We start from the raw sequence: 22,410 nt of genomic DNA on the forward strand, positions 1-22,410 counted from the left end.
TTAAGAAGCTTTATTTTCTTGTAATTGCTTAGCGTATTGTACAGCCTTATATGCATTGACTCTACCGTTTTTCCAGTACGTACCTGTACCACTAATTTTATCAGAAGTTGACTCAATAATTTGGCGAATTTGTGTATTACTATATCCTTGATTTGCTAAAAGAGCAGCGACTCCTGCAACATGAGGTGTTGCCATAGATGTACCACTTAATGATTGATACGTGCTTCCTTTATATGTTGAATATATATTTGAACCTGGTGCTGCAACATCTACCCAGCTACCATAAGTAGAAAATGAAGATTTTCTATCTGATTGATCTGTAGAACCAACTGCAATTACTTCGCTGTAATAAGCAGGGTAATTAGCTTTTGTATTTCCAGCATTTCCAGCAGCTGCAACTATAACAGAGCCTTTATTCCATGCATATTGAACGGCTTGTTGTAATGCAGTACCACCATTTGGAGCTCCTAAACTTAAACTAATTACTTTTGCACCCGAATCAGCAGCTTCTCGAATACCTTGCGCTACAGCATCAAGAGTACCACTTCCTTGATTATCTAATACGCGGACAGCATAAATTGAAGTTTGTGGGGCAACACCAGCAATTCCGACACTGTTATTCGTAAGTGCTCCAGTAATTCCAGCGCAATGTGTACCATGACCATTACCATCATCAGATGTATTGTCGTTATCAACATAATCATGCCCGTAAATTACTTTCGAAGCCAAATCAGGATGTGAACCTTGAACTCCTGTATCAATAATAGCTACTTTTACACCAGGATCACTTCGTTGGCTATCCCAAGCTTGTGGAGCTTGAATCTTTTGTAATCCATATTGATTTTTAAAATATGGGTCGTTTGGAGTCCAAAAGGCGTGAACGTAATAATTCGGTTCTGCATATTCTACATCTGGATTATTTTTATAACTCTTTATTTTTTCTTTTACAGTACCCTTTGAAAATTGTACGACTTCAAAACCTAACTTATCATCTTTAGATAAGACATTAGCTCCGACAGATTTATGAAAAGATTGCACATTACTTAAAGATGCATTTTGCTTGAACTTAACGATTAATTGGTTAGGAACGTAATCAGTAGATGATGTTTCAGCGCTTGAAGTATTTGTGTTAAAGAAGAAACCACCAATAATAAATGATAAAACAGATAGGAAAACAATGATTTTGTTTTTCAAAAGATTTTTCCTCCCTTTTCTTGGATGAGTTTTTCAGCGACACTTTAATGTCGCATTCCTTTTCAACTATATAGTTAGACCATACGATTTATGACATTTATGTGAAAAACTTTTGGAGGAATAAAAAGGAGTAAACATTGATATAAATATATTTTTAATGATAGTAATTAAGTAAAAGAGGGGATGAAAAAAGGAATGCTCATCATGTATGAGTCATTCCTTTTTTCATAGATTAACTTGCCTGTTTTTTATTATTTTCTTTCAATTTCTCTGCTTGTAAAAAGCGATTCGTTTCAGCAACAACAATACTACTTAATCCAATTAGACCAATTAAGTTTGGAATGGCCATAAGTCCATTTGCAATATCAGCAAATGTCCATACGATTCCTAGCTTTAAATTAGCACCAATTGCAATCATGACGATAAAGATTGCTTTATAATATTTAACAGCACTTTCTCCGAATAAATAAGCTACACATTTTTCTCCATAATACGACCAGCCTAAAATAGTAGAGTAGGCAAATAAAATAATTGCGATACCGAGAATCATACTACCAGCAGTACCAAATACAGATTGGAATGCAAGTGTTGTAGCTTCAACGCCAGTTTTACCAGATTTCCAAGCACCTGTAGTAATTAATACTAGTCCTGTAATTGTACATACAATAAACGTATCTAGAAAAGTACCAGTCATTGAAACTAAAGCTTGTTTTGCAGGTGAATCAGTTTTTGCAGCCGCAGCAGCAATTGGTGCACTCCCTAAACCAGCTTCGTTCGCAAATACACCACGCGCCATTCCAATTTGAATAGCTGATGCAACTGTTGACCCAATAAAACCACCAGCAGCTGCTGTACCATTAAATGCACCAGAAAAAATAAGTGAAAATGCTTCAGGAATTTGGTCGTAGTGATAGAAAATAATTATAAGACCAGCAATTATATAAAAGAAAGCTTTAATAGGAACGACATATCCCGTCACTTTCCCGATTTTTTTTACACCGCCTAAAATAACAATTGCGATTAAAAATGCCATTAGTATACCAGTTAAAGCAGGAGGGAAAGAGAAATTAATTCGCATTGCCTCTGCAACTGAATTAGATTGCACCATATTACCAATACCGAAAGAAGCAGTTGTACCGAATATAGCGAATAATACTGCTAGCCATTTCTTACCCAAACCACGTTCTAAATAATACATTGGCCCACCTGAATATTCACCATTTTCATTACTAACACGGTATTTCACTGCAAGTATTGCTTCAGCATACTTTGTTGCCATACCGAACAATGCGGTAATCCACATCCAAAATATTGCACCAGGTCCACCTATAGTGACAGCTGTTGCAACACCGGCTATATTTCCCATACCAATCGTTGCGGCCATAGCTGTCATGAGTGCTTGGAAGTGACTAATATCTCCAGAAGAAGAAGTATCTTCTGATTTTTTAAACGCTAGTTTGTGAGCGTATAATAGTTTACTAAACTGTAAACCTTTCAAACGCATTGTGAGAATGACACCAGTTCCAACGAGTAGCAACAAAGTTGGTAATCCCCACACGTATTGATTTAGTTGTTCTAATACTTTACTTACTGTCTCCATCTTTATTCTCCTTTTTTAGAAAAAATAAAAACCACTTCAAGTAAATGAAATGGTCTCTGGAGAAACAAGGGATAGAAAAATAAACCGATACAATCGGCTTTTTCTTTCGCTTGTCTCTGTCCTTTTACCTGAGAGATTATCCGCTAAAGTAGCGGATTTGCTCCTTCGGTGCTCGTTTTCCTCCGCGCTCTATAAAAGCGAGAGGGAGTCTCTCCAGAGATTCGTCCCCATGCAGTTCTACTTGTAACCAAGACCTGAGAGTTTCAAAGTTGGTATAACAACTTTTTGCCCCGTCGGTAGATCAATAGACCTTCTCCTGAATGGTTCATCCGAATTATAAAATTTATAAACACATTGATTGTAAATCAATAAAAATATTATAGACATACAAATTGTGAATTGCAATCATTTTTTATTTTAAAATAGTAAATAGTTTTATTTTTTTGTAAGTCCTAATTTATCTTCAACTTCATTTAAAGTAGATAAAGCGATGACAATATGTTGATCCGCAAGTCCTAAAGCTTGTTTTGTTTTTTCAATAGTTTCATTGGTTGGAATAGAGTTATTTGTTCCGTCTATAATCAAATTTGCTGCATTTTTCATGAAATTTGATGCGGATTTAAACTGAGTTGTGAATTGAATTAGTTGTTTTTGTATATCTATATCTGTGATGTTTTCTTCAATTTTAAGTGTGTCTATTTCGTTCATAATTGTTTCATACTGCTTGGAAACGGCATTCATTGTAACTAATAGTTTATTTCGATCTACTGAATCTCCATTCGTGTTAATCTCTTCCCAGGCAGGCAACCAATCTTTTTCAATGATTTCATTATAATTAGTAGTCAATTCATTAATTTTAGGTTGTAATTTCGTTTTGAAAGTTTTTGTATCCGCTGTTTCTACAGGTGCTTTTTCGTTGTTATTTTTAACATTAGTAACGTAGAAAATTGTACCGAAAATGATGAAAATAGAAATAATAACTGTCCATTTAGTAAAAAGTAATTTCTGCAATATGTAACGCCTCCAAAATTTAAAAACTTATAATTATAATATATAACAATAATGTTGTTTGGAGTAGAGAAAATAGGTTGGAAATGATTTAAATTATATCTTTTCTATACATAAATAATTAAAGTTAGTAAAATGATGAAAGTTATATGTGAGAAAAGAGGGTTTTTAGTGAAAATGAATAGAAGAAAACTAGTTTCAAGTATTTCAATGGCTATGTTATTAGTTGGTGTAATTGCATTCATATTTATGAATAAAGAATCTAAAATTAAAGGTTTTCCAGTACCAATGTCAGCAATTCATATTAACGATGATAAGGAAGAGGATTATCAATATATAAGTGTAATGCCAATTACAAAGGCGAGTGGATGGGAGAACTTAGGGGAAAACGGGCATACTGTTAGTTTTAAAAAGGGGGAGCGGAAGGTAACTGTATTACATTATCCAGGAGAAATTACGTATTATTTGTTTGAAAAATAATTGATGATAAAAGAGATAGGGAGTAGATGATAATGTAAGATTGTTTACTTTCTATCTTTTTGGATTTTAATTCTGAATTGTTTGAATTAAAATTATTATGCGTATAGTATAAAATAATATGTTTTATTGAATGATATAGATAATCGGTAATACATAATAATGTTATGTAAACTATAAACAGGGTAAGAAAGCAAGAGATTTTAATTTTTATATTTTAGATGTATTTTTACACGGTAAGTATTCCAATAATCAACTTACAACATTTACGGAGGGCATCAAACTTTGAATAAGTAATGGAGTTGATAACAAAATAAATTAACGTTTGTGTATATGGAAAAATAGAAAGTATGGCGAGTGGGAAATGGATCGAATCATAAGGGGGAATTAAAAATGTTACTAAAAACAATCTACTGTAAGGTGGAAGAAGAGAAAAAAGAATTGTTTTCCAGTGCGCAAGAAAAATGGCGTGATATACAACACCTAGAGGGTTTTCATGGACAATTTGGTGGATGGAATGAAGATGAGGCATGTGTATTTACTTTATGGGAAGATAGAAGTGTATATCAATCATTTATGAATGGAGCTCACGATACAATTTATTTAAATAGTAATCAAGAGGATACGTTTCTTTCATGTGAAATTGAATTATTTCAAACGTTGTATGATATAACTGATATGCATTTGAAAGACGTTGTAATAGAGGGGGCATTCGTAAGAGTTGCTATATGTGATGTAAAGTTGGAAAAGGAAAAGTATTTTTTACATAAGCAAGAAACAATTTGGAATAAAGGAATGGAAAAAGCAAAAGGAATGCTAGGTGGAGTAGTTGGGAAGTCTTTAAAAAATGAAAATCGTTACATAGTGTTAACGTATTGGAAAGATGAAATAGCGCACCAACATTATGTGGAAGAGATTTTCCCAGATTTATATAAATTAGCTAATATTCATGAAGATATAGAAAAGATACAAGGAAAACAAGCTGTATGTAAGGAAGAATGGCTTGTATATTAAACGATGAAAAAGTGCATAAATGATTGTATAATAACGATATTTTCTTATAAACAACTAATTAATAGAAGACGTTATATACCCTTTCATGTTAATATATTTAAGTTATAATAGGAGGCTTACCCTTTTGTATTGTACGGTAGAAGCAGTGTGAGCTTGAAATTTTTTTAGAAAAGGATGTGCCTAATTTGCGTATCAATAAATTTATTAGTGAAGCTGGAAAAGCGTCTCGACGTGGAGCGGATAAACTAATTAATGAGAGAAGAGTAATTATTAACGGTAAGGTTGCAAAAATTGGTGACCAAGTGAACCCAGGTGATGATGTACGAGTAAATGGAGAGCAGCTTCGAATTGCTCGAGATCACGTATATATCGCTTTAAATAAACCAGTAGGTATTACATGTACGAGTGAAAAAGCTGTAAAAGGTAATATTATCGATTTAGTGAACCATCCTTTACGAATTAGTCACATTGGACGTCTTGATAAAGACTCAGACGGTTTAATTTTATTAACGAATGATGGTGATATTGTTAATGAAATTTTACGTGCTGAAAACAAACATGAGAAAGAATATATCGTTTCAGTAGATAAGCCAATTACACCTGATTTCTTAGAGAAAATGGCAGCGGGTGTTAAAATTTTAGGAACAAAAACGCTTCCTTGTGAGGTTACACAGTTATCAAAATATGAGTTCCAAATTATTTTAACACAAGGGCTAAATCGTCAAATTCGCCGTATGTGTGAAGCTTTAGGTTATCAAGTATACACGTTAAAACGTACGAGAATTATGAATATCGAATTGAATAATTTACCAGTTGGGCAGTGGAGAGATTTAACGAAGAAAGAGAAAAGACGTCTATTTGCAGACTTAAATTACGAACCACAAGATTGGTAAAATTGTGAAGTGAAACCAAAAAAATTTGGTTTCACTTTTTTAATTAAATAAATAATTTTTTTAAACACTTGCAAAAATAAAATGAATAAGATATATTAAATAACAATAAATGGATGTTTTACAAAAAGCAAAGAAAAGGACACGAGTTATTTTACCCGGTTATACAGAGAAGGAAGGAGAGCTGAGAACTTCCTAACGCAGAAAAATAACTTACCACCTTAGAGCTGCACTAGGGAAATTAAGTATCTAGTGCCGTGTATGCGACGTTATCGCAAAAGAAGCCATTATGTTTTTTGTGATGGGAATCTGGGTGGAACCACGGATATAAGCATATTCGTCCCTATATTTAGGGATGAATATGCTTTTTTGCATTCAATTTCATAATAAGCGAAGAAAAGGACACGAGTTATTTTACCCGGTTATACAGAGAAGGAAGGAAAGCTGAGAACTTCCTAACGCAGAAAAATAACTTACCACCTTAGAGCTGCACTGGGGAAATTAAGTATCTAGTGCCGTATAAACGACGTTACCGTAAAAGAAGCCATTGCATTTTGTGATGGGAATCTGGGTGGAACCACGGGTATAAGCACGCTCGTCCCTATTTTAGGGATGAGTGTGCTTTTTATTATGAAATGGAGAGATGAAAAATGAAAGAACAAATGATTGAAATTAAATTTCCAGATGGTAGCGTGAAAGAATTTGGAAAAGGAATTACTTTAGAAGAAATTGCGGGATCTATTAGTAGTAGTTTGAAAAAGAAAGCAGTCGCGGGGAAAGTAAATGATGGATTATATGATTTACGCCGAAATATTGAAGAAAATGCGGAAGTAGAAATCATTACTATAGATTCAAATGAAGGTGTAGAAATTGCAAGACACTCTGCGGCACATATTTTAGCCCAAGCTGTAAAAAGAATGTATGGTGATATAAATCTTGGGGTAGGGCCTGTTATTGAAAATGGATTTTATTATGATATGGATCTTCCAAGTAGTGTAAACATAGAAGATTTACGAAAAATCGAAAAAGAAATGAAAAAGATTATAAATGAAAATATAAAGATAGAACGAGTTGAGGTTTCTCGAGAAGAAGCAGCAAAACTGTTTCAAGAAATGAACGATCGCTTGAAATTAGAACTTTTAGAAGCAATTCCTAGTGGGGAAAGTGTAACACTATATAAACAAGGTGAATTTGTAGATTTATGTAGAGGGCCACATTTACCATCAACAGGTTATTTGAAAGCATTTCAATTAACTCACGTTTCCGGTGCATATTGGCGAGGTGATAGTAATAACCAAGTGCTTCAGCGCATATATGGTGTTGCATTCTCTTCTCAAAAAGAATTAGAAGAGTATTTACATTTCGTTGAAGAAGCAGCAAAAAGAAATCATCGTAAGTTAGGCAATGAGCTTGAGTTATTTATGTTTTCTGAAGAGGCTCCGGGAATGCCGTTTTATTTACCGAAAGGACAAATGATTCGTAACGAATTGGAAGCATTTTTAAGAGGAATTCAAAAAGAGTACAATTATCAAGAAGTACGCACTCCGTTCATGATGAACCAAGAAGTATGGGAGAGATCAGGGCACTGGGGACATTATAAAGATAATATGTATTTCTCTGAAGTAGATAATAAAAGTTTTGCATTAAAACCGATGAACTGCCCAGGGCACATGCTTATGTTTAAAAATAAATTGCATTCTTATCGTGAATTACCGATTCGTATGTGTGAATTCGGTCAAGTACATCGCCATGAATTTAGTGGTGCGTTAAACGGATTATTAAGAGTACGTACTTTCTGCCAAGATGATGCACATTTATTTGTAACTCCAAAACAAATTGAAAATGAAATCAAATCCGTAATGGCGCAAATTGATTACGTATATAAAACTTTTGGATTCGAATATGAAGTAGAGCTTTCTACTCGTCCAGAAGATTCAATGGGTGACGATAAATTATGGGAGCAAGCAGAAGCAGCATTAGAAAATGTATTACAATCGCTAAATTATAAATATAGACTAAATGAAGGTGACGGTGCATTTTACGGGCCGAAAATTGATTTTCATATTAAAGATGCTTTAAATAGAAGTCACCAGTGCGGAACAATCCAGCTTGATTTCCAAATGCCAGAGAAATTTGATTTAAATTATATAGATGAAAATAATGAAAAGAAAAGACCAGTTGTTATTCACAGGGCAGTTTTAGGGTCATTAGATCGCTTCTTAGCAATATTAATTGAGCACTTTGGAGGGGCGTTCCCGGCATGGGTGGCACCAGTTCAAGTGAAAGTAATTCCAGTTTCAAATGCAGTACATGAACAATATGCCAATGAGATTGCACATAAATTAGCACAAGCTGGAGTTCGTGTTGAAGAGGATGCACGAGATGAAAAATTAGGATATAAAATAAGAGAAGCACAAATGCAAAAAGTACCGTATATTCTTGTTATTGGGGATAAGGAAATGGAAAACGGAGCTGTAAATGTACGTAAATATGGAGAAGAGAAGTCAGAAGTTGTTGCGCTAGATGTATTTGTGGCAAGTATTGAAGAAGAAATAAAGAATAGAAAATATTGATTGTAAAGAAAACACACTATTAGAAATTAGTGTGTTTTCTTTTTTATCTTACAAAAATGTAAGGTAAATGTAAGCAAAATCGAGGGAACGAGTTGTAGAAAAATGAGAATATGAAGTAGGAAATAGGTTCATGTTAAGGGTGTAACTCTTATTGGATGAATAATTAAAAAATTCTTAAGAATTTACATGACAAAATAATAAGAAATATGTGAGAAATTGATTTTATACAAAAGGGATGGAGTGAAAGAGATGTCAACAAATGTAGTTACTGTAGAAAGTGTAGAAAAAACGTATGGGAAAAGAAATGAGAATCAGTCAAAAGCATTAAGAGGCGTATCGTTAAGTATTAAAGAAGGAGAATTTGTCGGGATCATGGGGCCTTCTGGATCTGGAAAAACGACATTACTTAATGTGATAAGTACACTTGACCAGGCGACAGGTGGTAGTGTGACGATAGCTGGTACAAATATTACTTCTATGAAAGGTAATGCATTATCAGATTTTCGATCTCAAAAATTAGGTTTTATCTTTCAAGATTTTAACTTACTAGAAAATTTATCAATTTATGAAAATATCGCTTTACCACTTTCTTTGCAAGGCGTACCATCAAGTGAGATTACTGGAAAGGTAAATGACGTTGCGAAGAAATTAGGCATCACTGAAATTTTAACAAAATATCCGACGGCTGTTTCTGGGGGACAAAAGCAAAGAACAGCGGCGGCAAGAGCTTTAGTACATAATCCAGCAATTGTATTAGCAGATGAACCGACAGGAGCGCTTGATAGTAAAAATGCAAAAAGTTTATTAGAAGCGATGCAAGATTTACATGAAAATCATAATGTAAGTATTTTGATGGTTACACACGATGCATTTAGTGCAAGTTATTGTGAGCGTATTTTATTTATTCAAGATGGTCTTCTTTATAAAGAATTAAATCGTCAAGGCACTCGAGAGAATTTCTATCAAGACATTTTAGGTGTGCTCGCTCATATGGGCTCAGCTGCTGAGTCTAAGTAGGGGGGCGAAACTATGTTATTTAAATTATCACGTCATAGTATGAAAAAGATGTTAAAAGATTATATGGTTTTACTTATTGGCCTCGTTATTAGTATTAGTATTTTCTACATGTTCCAAACAATGGCGATGAATAGTGAATTTACGAAAGATAATAGCCTAATTAGTAGTATTAGACTCGTCTTTTGGGTAGGTGCAATACTATTATCTTTCATTACTGTATTTTATATTATATATGCCAACTCTTTCTTACTCACGTTAAGAAGAAAAGAACTCGGTATGTACATGATGCTTGGTGCAAAAAAGAAAAAAGTAGCACAGTTATTATTTATTGAAACATTCGGTATGGGTATTGTCAGTATTATTATCGGTATTTTAGTAGGGATGTTACTTGCAAGTGTAGCAGGAAACTTTTTAATGAATGGAATGGAAATTTCAGCAAAAGGTAGTTATGCATCTGTATACACACCAGCAATTTTAGTTACAGCTATTTTCTTCTTAATACTATTTTTCATTACTGGCTTAATGAACAGTGTCCGATTGTTACGTAAAACTGAACTAGAGTTAATTCGTGAAGATGAAACACTAGATGAAGTAAAGAAAAGTAAAACTCGCATTATTATAATGACAGTACTTGGTGTATTACTAGTAAGTACAGGGTACTATTTTATGATCAATGTAAAAATATATGCTGAATTAGGTTTTATTATAGCAACCATCGTTACAACACTTGGAACATATTTTATCTTTAGTTCATTACTCCCATTTTTTGTGATGAAAATTAAGGGGAATAAAAAACGAAATGAAACTGGTCTAAATAGTTTTACATATGCACAGCTACGCTTTCGAGTAAATAGTTTATCGAGAGTATTAGGTACTGTAGCAATGTTAATTGCATTAGGCGCAGGTGCGATGACGGCAGGTATGGCTTTCCAAAAAAATGTAGGTATTATGACAGACTTTTCTCGTGTATATGATGTTGTAATTCATGATCCGAATGATCAAGACAAAGCTGCCTTAAAAGAAATGGAAATTGTTGAAGAAAGCAAGTACAACTATAAAGCAGATGGAGAAGCGGTTTATTATTTACGTAACGACTTAACTGCGAAACCACCACTTGTTTCAGACCATTTTGATACAAAAACGTTAAAAGAGCCTGTTCGTAAACGTGTGACTGAGCCTTTAACTGAACCTGTATATTCAGCTTTAGAGGCTCCTGAATTAGCAAAATTCCCTCAAATGCCAAAGGATTGGGAAGACGCAGTTGTAAGAGAGATACAAATTACGCATAATCAATTTAGCGGAAAACCAGTAAGAATTGCAGACGAAGAGCATTATAAAGGAATTCAAGGAACAGAACACACTGTAATATTAGCAAAAGTAGATGATATGAAAAAATATAAACCGTTATTGATCGAAATAGACAAGAGACAAAAAGCACAAATTGAAAAAGCAACAGGTGAAAAGGTAGACTTATTTACGAAAATGACAATTTATCAGTTTATGAACAGCTTCATGAGCGGAACAATGTTTATGGGATTTTTCCTCGGAATTGCCTTTTTAGCAATGATGGCAAGTTCCCTTATGTTCAAAATATTAACAGGTGCTTCTCGCGACGTACGCCGTTATGAAATGTTACGAAAAATTGGTGTGAGACGCAGTATGTTAACGAAAAGTATATATAAAGAAATTTCATATTTATTTATCTTCCCAGCGATCATTGGCATTTCTCACGTTTTAGTAGGGCTTAACTTATTTAGCTTTATATTAGTTGACCCGTTTGTGAAAGTGTGGGTGCCAATAGGGATTTTCTTAGTCATTTATTTCATTTATTACTGGATAACTGTTCAACTTTATAAAGGTATGGTAATGCCGAAAGAAGAGGTAGCTAAATAGTTTATGAAAAGAGTCCTTGTGTTGAGAATAAGGGCTCTTTTTTTATGTTTTTTATAAAGAAGGAAAAGATTGGATAATGGTCGAAAAATATAATGTAACTTCCAAGAAATGACTAAAACAATACTATTTTGTCGAGAGAAAGGATACGAAGTATGAAAGAAATGCTACAGTTATTTCGCAACAAAGTGTATGCACGTTTTTTTCTAGCAAATATTTTAGAGCGACTCGGTTCTATGATTGCTGGAATTTCTTTAATGTTTTATTTGCTAGATCAATACGGAAAACAACCAGTTTACGCAACGATGACACAAATTATGATTGCATTACCTGCATTAATCTTTTTTCTATTGGTAGGGACAGTAGTGGATCGATTTGATAGACAACGTATATGTACAGTAAGTAACATATGTTGCTCGCTCTGTAATATTGGAATCCTAATTTCGCTTTATTACGGGATGATTATACTTGTCTTTATATTTTTATTTTTGGAAAATGCGTGTATACAATTTTTCTCTCCAGCAGAACAATCGATGATACAGGGAGTAGTTGAATCAGACCAATACGGTGCAGCAGCGGGTATTAATCAAATGGTAAATAGTTTGTATGCTTTGTTTGGTGTAGGAATTGCAACGATGGTGTACTGGACTTTTGGAATTTACGGGAGCATTTTAGTAAATACGCTCACTTTTATTATGAGTGGTATTTTGATTCAAACAATCTCCATTCCAGAAAAAGTTCGTTTACCAAATGGTAGAACAAAATGGAAAGAAGTTAATTTGAAGATGTTAATAACAGAGTTTAAAGAAGGGATTAGGTATATATACCAAAATGAAACTTTAAAAAAATTACTTTTAGGATTTATCGTATTTGGATTATTAAATGGTGTTTTAAGTGTATCCACTACTTACATATTAAAATACAAACTAGCTCCAGAAACGTATGAAAGTTTAGCAATGGTGGGCGGTGTAGTTGGAGGGATTTCATTACTAATTGGAAGCATAGTAGCAACGAGTATAGGTAAGAAATATGCGCCAAAATCTATTATAGTTTTTGGTATGGCAGGCTCAGGAGTCTTCTTTGGTATGTGTTACTTTGTAAATTACGTATGGACTTTTTATGTATGTATCGCTTTAGCGACATTCTTTTTACCGTTTATTAATGTTGCAATATCAGGATGGATGTATGAGATCGTAGAAGAATCGTTTATGGGGCGTGTTCAAAGTTTGCTAAGTCCATTAACGACAGGGTTTCAATTGTTATCTCTTGGAGCGATAGCTATGTTATTCCCAAAATGGATTGAGGCGGATACTTTGTATATTATTTTATTTGGTTTATTATTTTTTGTTACGTGTTTATACCAAGCTATTTTACCTAGTGGGCAAAAGCGAGTACATGTTGTAGCTAAAGAGATGTGACATATTTAGCTCTTTTTGTTTCTAGATATTCTATCGAATGGTAAGGGGTAATAGTTATGTTCATGCGAACTGCTAAGTGGTGTTGGATTACTTGTTTACAATTATTAGCTGCAATTCTATGTATAATCTGTTTAGGTGCGCTCCCTCGATTATTTAAGGGATTGCAAATTGATTTAATCGGTTTTTGGAACACGATTGTGTTTATTGGAGGAAAGTTACTCCGACCATGGGAAATTACATTTGGATTTCGAGACTCGAGGAAATTATTTCCACAAATATGGATTCATTATAGTGAAACTATGATTGTATTTCTATCAGCTTTTTTACTATCTTTGCTTATAGCGTATGTACTTGTTGTTTGGGTATTGCAGCGTTCTCATATGAAGCAAAAAATGTGGAATGGAGTTTTTCTTACGCTAGAGAGTATACCGGATATATTACTTATTTTATTATCACAACTTCTTGTCGTAATTGTTTTTCAAAAAACAGGTTTTATGCCAATAAAACTTGCTGGATTAGGAGAAGAGAGAGTACGATTGTTACCGATTATATGTCTTACAATACCAACAACGTTATTATTTATTAAACTATTGTTATTACGTTTTAAAGAAGAAATGGAGAAAGATTATAGTATATTTGCGAAGAGTAAAGGACTAAGTTTGCAGCATATTTTAACACATCATGTTTCAAGGAATGTTTTATTGACGACAATTTACTATGCGAAAACAAATATTTTATTTATGCTATCCAATTTATATATTATCGAATGGATTTTTAATACATATGGAATGTTTGTATTTGTAAAAGAAAATTCTAAATTAGAAATATTTACAGTGAGTCTAGTTATATTATACGTTCCGCTTTTTATACTATTTCGTATATTACATACGCTTTTACAAAATGTTATAAGGGAGCGTGTGTAACATGTGGCAAGTTGTAAAAAGAGATGTGAGATTTTGGATAGGTGTTACTTTTCTGAGTGTACTAATGATTATTAGTATTGGATATACGTTATTTTTCGATGGGAATATTCGTGAACTTACGATGATGTATAATGAAAAAGGAGAACTAGAGGCTGCTCCATTTTCGCCATCAAGTAAATTTTGGTTCGGAAGTGATACCAAAGGCCGTGACCTTGTCCAATTAATAATAGAAGGCGCGAAATGGACAGTTGGAGCGAGTATAATTATAGCAACTTTACGAGTTATAGTTGGAGGAGGGATTGGTTTACTTCTTGGTATGTATGGTAAGCGATCTTTTCCGGTTATCTCATCCTTTTTTGATCCTTTTAGTATTGTACCAATGGTTATGATTTCTTATTTTATGTTAAATGAAGTTTTAACGTTTGATAGTGGAGCGGAAGTTGTGCCGTTGTATTTGCGGGTGACATTTCAAATTATAGTTCTTACATGTCTTGCTGTACCAACAGTTATGTTGTATGTAGCGCAAGAAGTTAAACGTATTAAGAAAGAAGAATTTATGTTGGCAGCCACTGTGCTTGGCGGGAGTAAATGGCAGAGGTTGAAGCGCCATATATGGCCTCATATGTTACCATCATTTCTTTTATTAGTAGCACAACAATTTGTGAGTACTTTATTACTTCTTTTACACCTTGGTTTGTTGCAATTATTTTTTGGTGGAACAATAACCTTCAGTGGAATGGATCCAGATAGTGTAACAAAAGAATGGACAGGATTAATTGGTCAAAACTTCCGGCACTTAACTACTCATACATGGATTGTACTTATACCGATTGCTTTTTATAGTATGACAATCTTAGCTGGAAACCTAATTAGTAATAGCATGCAAGATGCGATTAAGCTAGGAAATGTGAGAAGGACAGAGAAGGAGAGTAAAGAATTGCAAGTAGAGAAACAAGTACAACCAACTATGAATGACTTTTCTTTTTATAAAGAGATACAAAAATAAAAAAGATAGCTGAAGACAAATTGTTTTCAGCTATCTTTTTTCGTTTAAAGTGGAGGTAAATCAATCTTACCTTCTTCAAATAATTCTTTTATCATATGCTTCGTATAACCAGCGGCTTGACCAAATGTGATTTTTGCTGGCATTGGTGCTTCGTTAGCATCTACAACTACATCAATAATACACGGTTTATTTTGTTTTACTGCATTTTCGAAAGCGGGAAGTAGCTCATCTAAATTCTCAACACGGTATCCAATACCTCCACACGCCTCTGCATATTTTGCGAAATCTGGGTTCGTTAAGTCTGTTTCGAATTCGATATTACCCATAACTTCTTGTTCAAATTTAATCATCGCAATTTTATTATTGTTTAATACGACGACAACGATTGGTAATTTATATTTTACAGCTGTTACGAAGTCATTCATCGTCATTCCAAATCCACCATCACCACAAACTGCAAATACTTGTTTATCCGGGAAAGCAATTTTTCCAGCAAGTGCACCAGGTAAACCGCAGCCAAGTGTTGCGAGCCAGCTAGAAATGACAAATTGCTGGTTTGTCATACGGAAGTGTCTTGCGGTCCATACTGTTACATTTCCGACATCGACTGATAGAATTGCGTCATCATGTGCTACTTGCTGCAGAGCATGCATAACGCGTTGTGGTTTAATTGGAATGGAAGAGTCTTCTTCTTGATCGTGTAATTTTTCTTCCCACTTTTTCATCATTTCTTGGTGATGTTCTAAGAAGGAATGGTCTGTGTGTTCTTCAACATTTTCAATTAACCATCGTAATGTTTTATCAGCATCACCAGCTAAACCAATATCTGTCGCATAACGTTTCCCGATTTGGGCAGGATCTGTATCGATATGAATTGTTTTTGCTTTTTCAGGTAAGAAGCCGGTGAACGGATAAGAAGTACCGACCATAATTAAAGTATCTGCATGCTTCATTGCTTCATAAGAAGGTTTCGTTCCAATTAATCCTAATCCACCAATACAAAGAGGGTGTTCATCAGGAATAATTCCTTTAGCTGGTAATGTAAGTACGATTGGAGCACCAATATGTTCTGCCAATGCAAGTAAAGATTCTCTCGCATGTTTTGTTCCTTTTCCAGCTAAAATCACAGGCTTTTTCGCTTCATTTATTGCGAGTTTCGCTGCATCTAAATCTTCTTTTTGTGGAAACAACTCAGACAAAGTAAAAGAAGTATTTGTAACACGGGCACCATTTTTCACTTCGAATTTTGGGACATCATCTGGAATAGTAAGAACGGATACACCTTTTTTCGTATAAGCCATTCGAATTGCTTGATTCACTACGGCAGGTAGTTGCTCTGCTGACATAATACGCTGGTTATAAACCGCAACATCATCAAACATTCTTTCTAAATTTACTTCTTGGAAAAAGTCCGTTCCAAGTAAATCGGTTTCTACTTGACCTGAAATTGCTAGAACAGGGGCTTTATCGAGTTTCGCATCATATAAACCATTTAATAAATGAATAGCACCAGGCCCTGCAATTGCCATACAAACGCCAAGTTTTCCTGTTAATTTTGCATAGGCAGCCGCTGCTAATGCACCAGCTTCTTCATGGCGAACTTGAATGAATTTAATTTGATCTTGTTTTTTTCTTAAAGCTTCAATGATAGAATTGATGGAATCTCCAGGCATACCGTATATGTGTTCTACTCCCCAGTCAATTAATAAATCAACTAATGCTTCACCGGCTGTTTTCCCAAACATAATTGTTCCTCCTTATAATAGGTAGATAACATTATGTTTTGGATAAAAAGGGAAAATATACAAATAAGAAAATTTATCTGGTTATTTGTAATCCAAGAATCAGTGTGGGAGGAACAAAAGTTTCACTTTAGCAACTTTAATGATGACCAGCGAATAAAGTGAACACTGTTATTAGTAAAAAACCACTAGTTGCCCACATTAGAAATGTAAGGAAAGAGAGCTGTTTCTTAGCTTTCCAAAGCATTTCATGAATTGTGACATATCCAAGTGAACCAATAGCACTTCCCATAATGAGGCCTTGCAGGTGAAGAGCTTTTCCTTCCATCAAAATGCCAAAAACTGTGCCAGTACCGAGAATAAGAGAAAGTAATAAAGTCGTTAATAAAAAGGAAATATATTTATGTTTTGTAAAAAGAAATGGAATAATTAAAGCTAATCCTTCTGGAATATGGTGAACGACGATTGCTATTAAAAAGGGAATGGCAGAGTCATTATGATTTATAAAAGCTGTACCTAACGCAAATCCACTCGGTATATTATGAATAAATATAGCGAAAGAGAGAAAAAGAAAGGTTTGCCATGCTTGTTGATCTTTTTTATGTATCATTGGATGGTGACAATAGTTATCTAATAAGCCCATAACTAAAATACCGATAGCTATACCAAGTATAGGTCCAATCATTTCATAGCTTGAAAATGTTTCAGGAATAATTTCAAGTGACAATAACCCAAACAAAATACCGCCACATAATGCGTATAAACGATGCATCTTTTCTTCAATGAGTTGGCGTGTTGCTACTCCAACAGCACCGCCTAATAGTAATCCACCGAACGAAAAAAATGTTACAATCATTGGGATCCATAAACGTTCCATAGTATCACACTCCGATTCTATTCCCTTATTTTTAGCTTACGAAAAGAAAAGTTAGATTAGTCCAAGTAATTGTGTTTGAGTATAGAGAAAAAAGTAGTGATTCGTTATAATCTATATATTAAACTTAAGTGAGGAAATGAAAAGGGGAATTGGTTATGCAACAAATTAAAAAAATAGGAAACTCATTTTGGTATATGACACCTGTTTCTGAAACAGATAGACCTATATTAGGAATGGTTGTTGGAAAAGAAAAAACGTTAATGATCGATGCAGGGAATTCAGAAGAACATGCACAATTATTTTTAGAAATGTTAAAAGAACAAAATGTATCGAATCCAGATTTCGTAGCACTAACCCATTGGCATTGGGATCATATTTTTGGATTGCCTGTACTACAAGATGCATTGTCTATTGCACATTCTGAAACGAAAAAAGAGATGCGTACACTTGTTTCTTATGAATGGACAGATGAAGCTTTGGATGCACGCGTAAAAGAGGGTACTGAAATTGAATTTTGTGCGGATTGCATCAAGAAAGAGTTTGAAGAAAAAGCGAGAAATATTAACATTATTCCTCCGGCCTTAACGTTCCAGGATCAAATGGAATTAGATCTTGGTGAGGTGACATGCGTGTTAAAACATGTGGGCGGAGATCATGCACATGATTCAGTTGTTATTTACGTGAAAGAAGAAAAGATATTATTTTTAGGAGACTGTATATATGCAGATATTTTTTCTTCGAAGTGGAACTATACGACGAAAAGAACGTTTAAATTGATAGATGAATTAGAGAAATTTGATGCTAAGACATATATTCTCTCTCATGGGGAAGCGATAAATCGAGAGGAGTTTTTACAAGAGATTCGTATGTTAAAAACAGTAGGAACTTATACAGAAGCTCATAAAGGTGATGAAGAGAAGATAAAGGCAGCGTATAAACAAGAACTAGATAGAGAATTAAATGAAGATGAGTTAGAAACAATAACGTATTTTGTCAATGGTTATGAAATGAATAATCAATAAGACACTACATTAATCCAATATAATTAAATTGCACAAAAAGAGTATTGAAATTTAATTCAATACTCTTTTCAATAGTTAAATATGTAGTTTCAACTAAATTCTAAATATAGGGGTTCATCGTCTGAATTGATTTTATTCTATTTATTTTTCGTATAGATAGTGGTTCAAGTAGAAGCTTTCTTTGCTAATTCAGTAATATATTCAAAGAATACATCACGTTTTACATCATAAACGACATTTACAGGTCGTCCATCAGCAGTTTCCTCTGTACGCCCCTGGCTAGGTCCATATGTATGAACGATACTATTAATCGTTTCAGTTTTTGCAAGGCTAGTGTTTCCGACAAGCGCGGTAGTTAGTACATCCCATAAATAATAAGTAGAGTTCGTTGAGAAGTGAACGAGAGGGGGGACCATTGCATAACATTGACCAAGGAAATCAACACCAATATACTTTCTCTCTTTTGCCCACTGTTCACGTATGTCTATAGTTAACGGAACTTGGTTTGTACTTTCTAGTGTCACTAAGTCGATTTTAATTTTTGCATCCCATACACGAGCTACTGCTTCAGGGTCCCAAAACGAATTCCACTCAGCTGTTCCATCATGCTCTGGTTCATGTACATTGCCTGCTGTAAGAAATGTACCACCCATCCAAACGAGACGTTCAATTTTATCTTCGATGATGGGAGTTTCATATAATGCACGAGCAAGGTCAGTTAGGGGCCCGGTAAATAATAAAGTTGTTTTTCCTTCCGTTTGTAGAAGTGTTTCTATTAAATGGTGATGTGCAGGCTTTGCTGCCATGGGTGTTACAACTTTTCCAGACTCATTTAAAATTGGTAAAGCATCTACATAAAATGCATGCATCCGCCAGTCTTTCGGAAACGGGTTTTGCCCACGAGAGTTTGAAGCGGCTACTGCAATATTATCTTTGCTGAAGCGATCAATAATTTTACGACTTGCAGACATTGCGGGTTCTAAATAACAGTCTGCTGGGATAACAGATACACCGGTAAGTTCAACGTTTTCCATTTGAAGTAATAAAAATAATGAAATTAAATCATCTACGCCGCCATCATGATTGAAGTACACTTTTTTCTTCATTGTAATCTCCATCCTATATGATTTAGTTAGAAATTAAATATGAATTGAGGAAAAGTCATCAATAATTTCCACCACTTCAATTTCTCCATTAATCAGTAGCTCAGGAAGCTCATTTCTAATATTTCCTTTCCAATACTCTCTAGCTTGTTCGATTTTTTGAGAAAAAGGAATACCATCTTCTTTCGGTAAAAGATTACCGTCACCTTCAAAAGAACTTCCGATTACTCGTAGTTTAACAATCTGTAAAACTTCTCGATTGTAAGAATCAAATAATGCTTTCCATTTTAAAGCATCTTCATAGCTTTTTGAAGCGTATAAACAAGATAACCTGGAAGGGTATTCAGGGAATTCTTGTAGTCTAACCATTTCTACAATTGTTTCTCTAACTGCTCTAATTGTTTGATCCATATAACTCATAACTACTTTAGCACTTTCATTATTTATATGTAATTCGTCATTTTTATAGTGATTATTTAAAATTTGTATGCCATCTTCACCATTAGCATTTAATTGTTCTCTTTCAAAAAAGAAGTGATATAGAGTATTGTGTTGATTTTTGTTAAAAGGAATCATTTGTCTGATATGCATTTTTTTCCTTGTTACGATGTGATATGCGTAAAATTCTGCTTCATTCATGGTTATCCTCCTAGTAATAGTGTAATGCAATGTTAAATTTAGTAATTCAACATTGAAATATATAAAACCTTTATAAGTAAAAGTGAGAATTTGAGTTGAAAGTAAAGAAAATATATGAAAACGTTTTAAATTTGTTCACAAAATGTTCACTTACGAAGGGGTTTCCAATGTCGATATAATGACAAAGACTCAAAGAGAGAGGATGATGAAATTTGCCAACAACAAGAAAGGAAAACTTCCAATTTGGCATGATGATGTGCTTTGGAATGGTTATCGTAATGACGTTTTACAATTTACTAATGAATGAAACAGGAGGACCAATTTATATTAAAGAGATTGCATTAGAACTATTAATTGGCTTTATTATTGCGCTATTAATTGAAATAAGTATAGTTGGACCTTGTGCGAAAAAAATTGTATTCATGTTGCCATTTGATAAATCTAAGAAAATAAATATTATCGTTGCAATGGCGACAACTATGGTAATCGGAATGGTGTTCTTTATGTCATTTTTCGGTATGGCTATGATGCATTTACATGGTGGACTACAAGGAGATTCATTTGTTTCAATTTATTTTTCGATTTTTATTAAAAATTTCATAATGGCATATCCATTACAATTAATTATTATGGGACCGCTTGTACGTTTCTTATTTGCAAAATTTGTTATGAAAAAGAAATCTTTTAATGTAGCGTAATTTTTATTTATAAAACATTATATATAAATAATTATAAAACACATCTCGTATTTTTGAGGTGTGTTTTTTTCATTCCAAGTTATTTTCATAGTGATGTGACATTTGTCCTTTTGCCATTATAGGATGATGGTTTTTAATTAAGTCAGAAATAAAGGATGAGGAGATGATTTTTTGAAAGGTATTCTATTTGCTGTTTTTGCGGGGATATTTATAACACTTCAAGGAACCTTTAATGCGAAACTTAGTTCACATATCGGTATATGGTCGACGAGTATTATAACCCATTTAATTGGATTCATTATTGCAACAACTGTATTTTTGTTAAAGAAAGAAGAGAAAGTAACGGATTTAAAGAGTGTAAAAAAAATATATTTAGTAGCGGGTGCATTTGGTGGATTCATTATTTGTGCAGAAACTATGGCGATATATTCACTAGGAGTTACATTGACAGCTGGCACACTAATGGTTGCTCAATTGTTAACGGCAACAGTTATTGAAATGAAAGGACTGTTTCATATAAAAAAGATACAGATGGAGAGATATCATATTGTGGGAACAATAGTAATGATTATAGGTATTGTTGTATTTAATATGTAAATGAAAGGAGGAAATGAATATGGAGAATAGATCAAGTTTAATTACGCATTATTTGAAAATCAATAAAACGCTCGAGATTTTTTCCAAAATAGATACAGCATATTTTCAATTAAATCATTTTGAAAAAGGCGAGCTTATTTGCAATATAGATGACGAAATGAATCGTTTATATTTTGTTGTTAAAGGTAAAGTAAAAGTTTATACGATTACACCTGAAGGGAAGAAACTAATCCTTCGCTTTATTAATCCACTCGCAATTGTTGGTGATATTGAATTAATTCAAAATAGCAAAGCACATAATGTCGTTGAAGCTTGTTCAGATGTTGTAGCGATTTCCATTTCTAATACGGTTATTAGAAACAAGTTATTACATGATCCTATATTTATGAAATTCTTACTTGAAAACATTGCGAACACGTTAAAAATATCGACTCGTTTTACTGCTCTTAATTTACTTTATCCTGTAGAAGTACGTGTAGCTAGTTATTTACTTTCAATTTCAACAGATAGTAACGGAAATATGTACAAAGGGGATTTGGATACGACATCGGTAACGAGTATTGCAGGCTTTATAGGGGTAAGTTATAGGCACGTAATTCGGGTATTACAAAGATTTTATAATGAAAAATTAATTGAAAAAAGTAATGGAGTTATTGTCATTAAAGATTTTTCTAGAATGAAGGAAGTCGCTAAAGATAATATATATGAGCAATGAAAGGGAG

Annotated in this window: 20 protein-coding genes, 1 riboswitch and 1 other annotated feature; of the genes, 13 read left to right on the forward strand and 7 right to left on the reverse strand. The window is 33.7% G+C overall.

The genetic code is table 11. The annotated features are described in order from the left end of the window. The 3 genes from BUA87_RS02915 to BUA87_RS02925 form a co-directional block, all read right to left on the reverse strand. Positions 1-1,194 carry a S8 family peptidase gene (locus tag BUA87_RS02915; RefSeq protein ID WP_000790932.1) on the reverse strand — a complete coding sequence of 398 codons (1,194 nt, stop codon included), beginning with the start codon at positions 1,192-1,194 and terminating at the stop codon, positions 1-3. A 232-nt stretch (positions 1,195-1,426) separates the two neighbouring features. Then, positions 1,427-2,794 carry an alanine/glycine:cation symporter family protein gene (locus BUA87_RS02920; RefSeq protein ID WP_016512868.1) on the reverse strand — a complete coding sequence of 456 codons (1,368 nt, stop codon included), beginning with the start codon at positions 2,792-2,794 and terminating at the stop codon, positions 1,427-1,429. A gap of 106 nt (positions 2,795-2,900) precedes the next feature. Beyond that, a riboswitch (glycine riboswitch) is annotated at positions 2,901-3,021 on the reverse strand. Between the two features lie 208 nt (positions 3,022-3,229). Continuing rightward, positions 3,230-3,805 carry a hypothetical protein gene (locus tag BUA87_RS02925; RefSeq protein WP_001170865.1) on the reverse strand — a complete coding sequence of 192 codons (576 nt, stop codon included), beginning with the start codon at positions 3,803-3,805 and terminating at the stop codon, positions 3,230-3,232. A 132-nt stretch (positions 3,806-3,937) separates the two neighbouring features. Here BUA87_RS02925 and BUA87_RS02930 point away from each other — a divergent pair, with 132 nt between their 5' ends. The 9 genes from BUA87_RS02930 (at position 3,938) to BUA87_RS02970 (ending at position 15,010) form a co-directional block, all read left to right on the forward strand. After that, a complete protein-coding gene (locus tag BUA87_RS02930; protein ID WP_003278183.1) occupies positions 3,938-4,282 on the forward strand; it encodes a hypothetical protein in 345 nt (114 codons plus the stop codon). A gap of 390 nt (positions 4,283-4,672) precedes the next feature. Beyond that, the gene (locus BUA87_RS02935; RefSeq protein WP_000925176.1) at positions 4,673-5,293 is read left to right on the forward strand and encodes a YdbC family protein; all 621 of its coding nucleotides are present in this window, start codon (positions 4,673-4,675) and stop codon (positions 5,291-5,293) included. Between the two features lie 185 nt (positions 5,294-5,478). Continuing rightward, complete coding sequence (gene rluF / locus BUA87_RS02940) at positions 5,479-6,186, forward strand: 23S rRNA pseudouridine(2604) synthase RluF (RefSeq protein ID WP_001222162.1); 708 nt, start codon at positions 5,479-5,481, stop codon at positions 6,184-6,186. A gap of 121 nt (positions 6,187-6,307) precedes the next feature. Then, positions 6,308-6,531 (forward strand) — a binding site (T-box leader). Positions 6,532-6,833: 302 nt separating this feature from the next. Next, a complete protein-coding gene (gene thrS, locus BUA87_RS02945; RefSeq protein WP_000663044.1) occupies positions 6,834-8,756 on the forward strand; it encodes a threonine--tRNA ligase in 1,923 nt (640 codons plus the stop codon). Between the two features lie 249 nt (positions 8,757-9,005). After that, positions 9,006-9,773: an ABC transporter ATP-binding protein gene (locus BUA87_RS02950; protein WP_000106426.1), complete on the forward strand. Its 768-nt coding sequence runs from the start codon at positions 9,006-9,008 to the stop codon at positions 9,771-9,773. 12 nt (positions 9,774-9,785) lie between these two features. Continuing rightward, complete coding sequence (locus BUA87_RS02955; protein ID WP_072938362.1) at positions 9,786-11,666, forward strand: FtsX-like permease family protein; 1,881 nt, start codon at positions 9,786-9,788, stop codon at positions 11,664-11,666. 143 nt (positions 11,667-11,809) lie between these two features. Continuing rightward, positions 11,810-13,081, forward strand: a complete 1,272-nt coding sequence (locus BUA87_RS02960; RefSeq protein WP_254904529.1) for an MFS transporter — start codon at positions 11,810-11,812, stop codon at positions 13,079-13,081. Between the two features lie 56 nt (positions 13,082-13,137). Beyond that, positions 13,138-14,004, forward strand: a complete 867-nt coding sequence (locus BUA87_RS02965) for an ABC transporter permease subunit (RefSeq protein WP_000481000.1) — start codon at positions 13,138-13,140, stop codon at positions 14,002-14,004. A 1-nt stretch (position 14,005) separates the two neighbouring features. Next, a complete protein-coding gene (locus BUA87_RS02970; protein WP_016512866.1) occupies positions 14,006-15,010 on the forward strand; it encodes an ABC transporter permease subunit in 1,005 nt (334 codons plus the stop codon). Between the two features lie 44 nt (positions 15,011-15,054). Here the strand turns inward: BUA87_RS02970 and BUA87_RS02975 are convergent, their stop codons facing one another. Further along, complete coding sequence (locus BUA87_RS02975; RefSeq protein WP_000467251.1) at positions 15,055-16,755, reverse strand: pyruvate oxidase; 1,701 nt, start codon at positions 16,753-16,755, stop codon at positions 15,055-15,057. A 136-nt stretch (positions 16,756-16,891) separates the two neighbouring features. After that, positions 16,892-17,629, reverse strand: a complete 738-nt coding sequence (locus BUA87_RS02980; protein WP_000440615.1) for a ZIP family metal transporter — start codon at positions 17,627-17,629, stop codon at positions 16,892-16,894. Between the two features lie 155 nt (positions 17,630-17,784). Between BUA87_RS02980 and BUA87_RS02985 the strand changes: the two genes are divergently transcribed. Further along, positions 17,785-18,651 (forward strand): MBL fold metallo-hydrolase, encoded by an 867-nt coding sequence (locus BUA87_RS02985; protein ID WP_001184092.1) that lies wholly within the window; start codon positions 17,785-17,787, stop codon positions 18,649-18,651. A gap of 164 nt (positions 18,652-18,815) precedes the next feature. On the opposite strand, the gene BUA87_RS02990 is transcribed toward BUA87_RS02985, so the two are convergent. Further along, complete coding sequence (locus BUA87_RS02990) at positions 18,816-19,769, reverse strand: nucleoside hydrolase (RefSeq protein WP_072938365.1); 954 nt, start codon at positions 19,767-19,769, stop codon at positions 18,816-18,818. Positions 19,770-19,790: 21 nt separating this feature from the next. Further along, complete coding sequence (locus BUA87_RS02995; protein WP_001001051.1) at positions 19,791-20,393, reverse strand: DUF2441 domain-containing protein; 603 nt, start codon at positions 20,391-20,393, stop codon at positions 19,791-19,793. 212 nt (positions 20,394-20,605) lie between these two features. On the opposite strand from BUA87_RS02995, the gene BUA87_RS03000 reads away from it, so the two are divergent. The 3 genes from BUA87_RS03000 to BUA87_RS03010 all read left to right on the forward strand — a co-directional run bounded on the left by BUA87_RS03000 (position 20,606) and on the right by BUA87_RS03010 (position 22,403). After that, a complete protein-coding gene (locus BUA87_RS03000; RefSeq protein WP_001143395.1) occupies positions 20,606-21,091 on the forward strand; it encodes a DUF2798 domain-containing protein in 486 nt (161 codons plus the stop codon). A gap of 171 nt (positions 21,092-21,262) precedes the next feature. Next, positions 21,263-21,688 (forward strand): DMT family transporter, encoded by a 426-nt coding sequence (locus BUA87_RS03005; protein ID WP_000676258.1) that lies wholly within the window; start codon positions 21,263-21,265, stop codon positions 21,686-21,688. 19 nt (positions 21,689-21,707) lie between these two features. Next, positions 21,708-22,403, forward strand: coding sequence for a Crp/Fnr family transcriptional regulator (locus tag BUA87_RS03010; RefSeq protein WP_000431606.1), 696 nt, complete (start codon positions 21,708-21,710; stop codon positions 22,401-22,403). Positions 22,404-22,410: the final 7 nt, after the last annotated feature.

It is taken from the genome of Bacillus sp. bc15 (assembly GCF_900142585.1).
GTDB classification, from domain to species: Bacteria; Bacillota; Bacilli; order Bacillales; family Bacillaceae_G; genus Bacillus_A; species Bacillus_A cereus.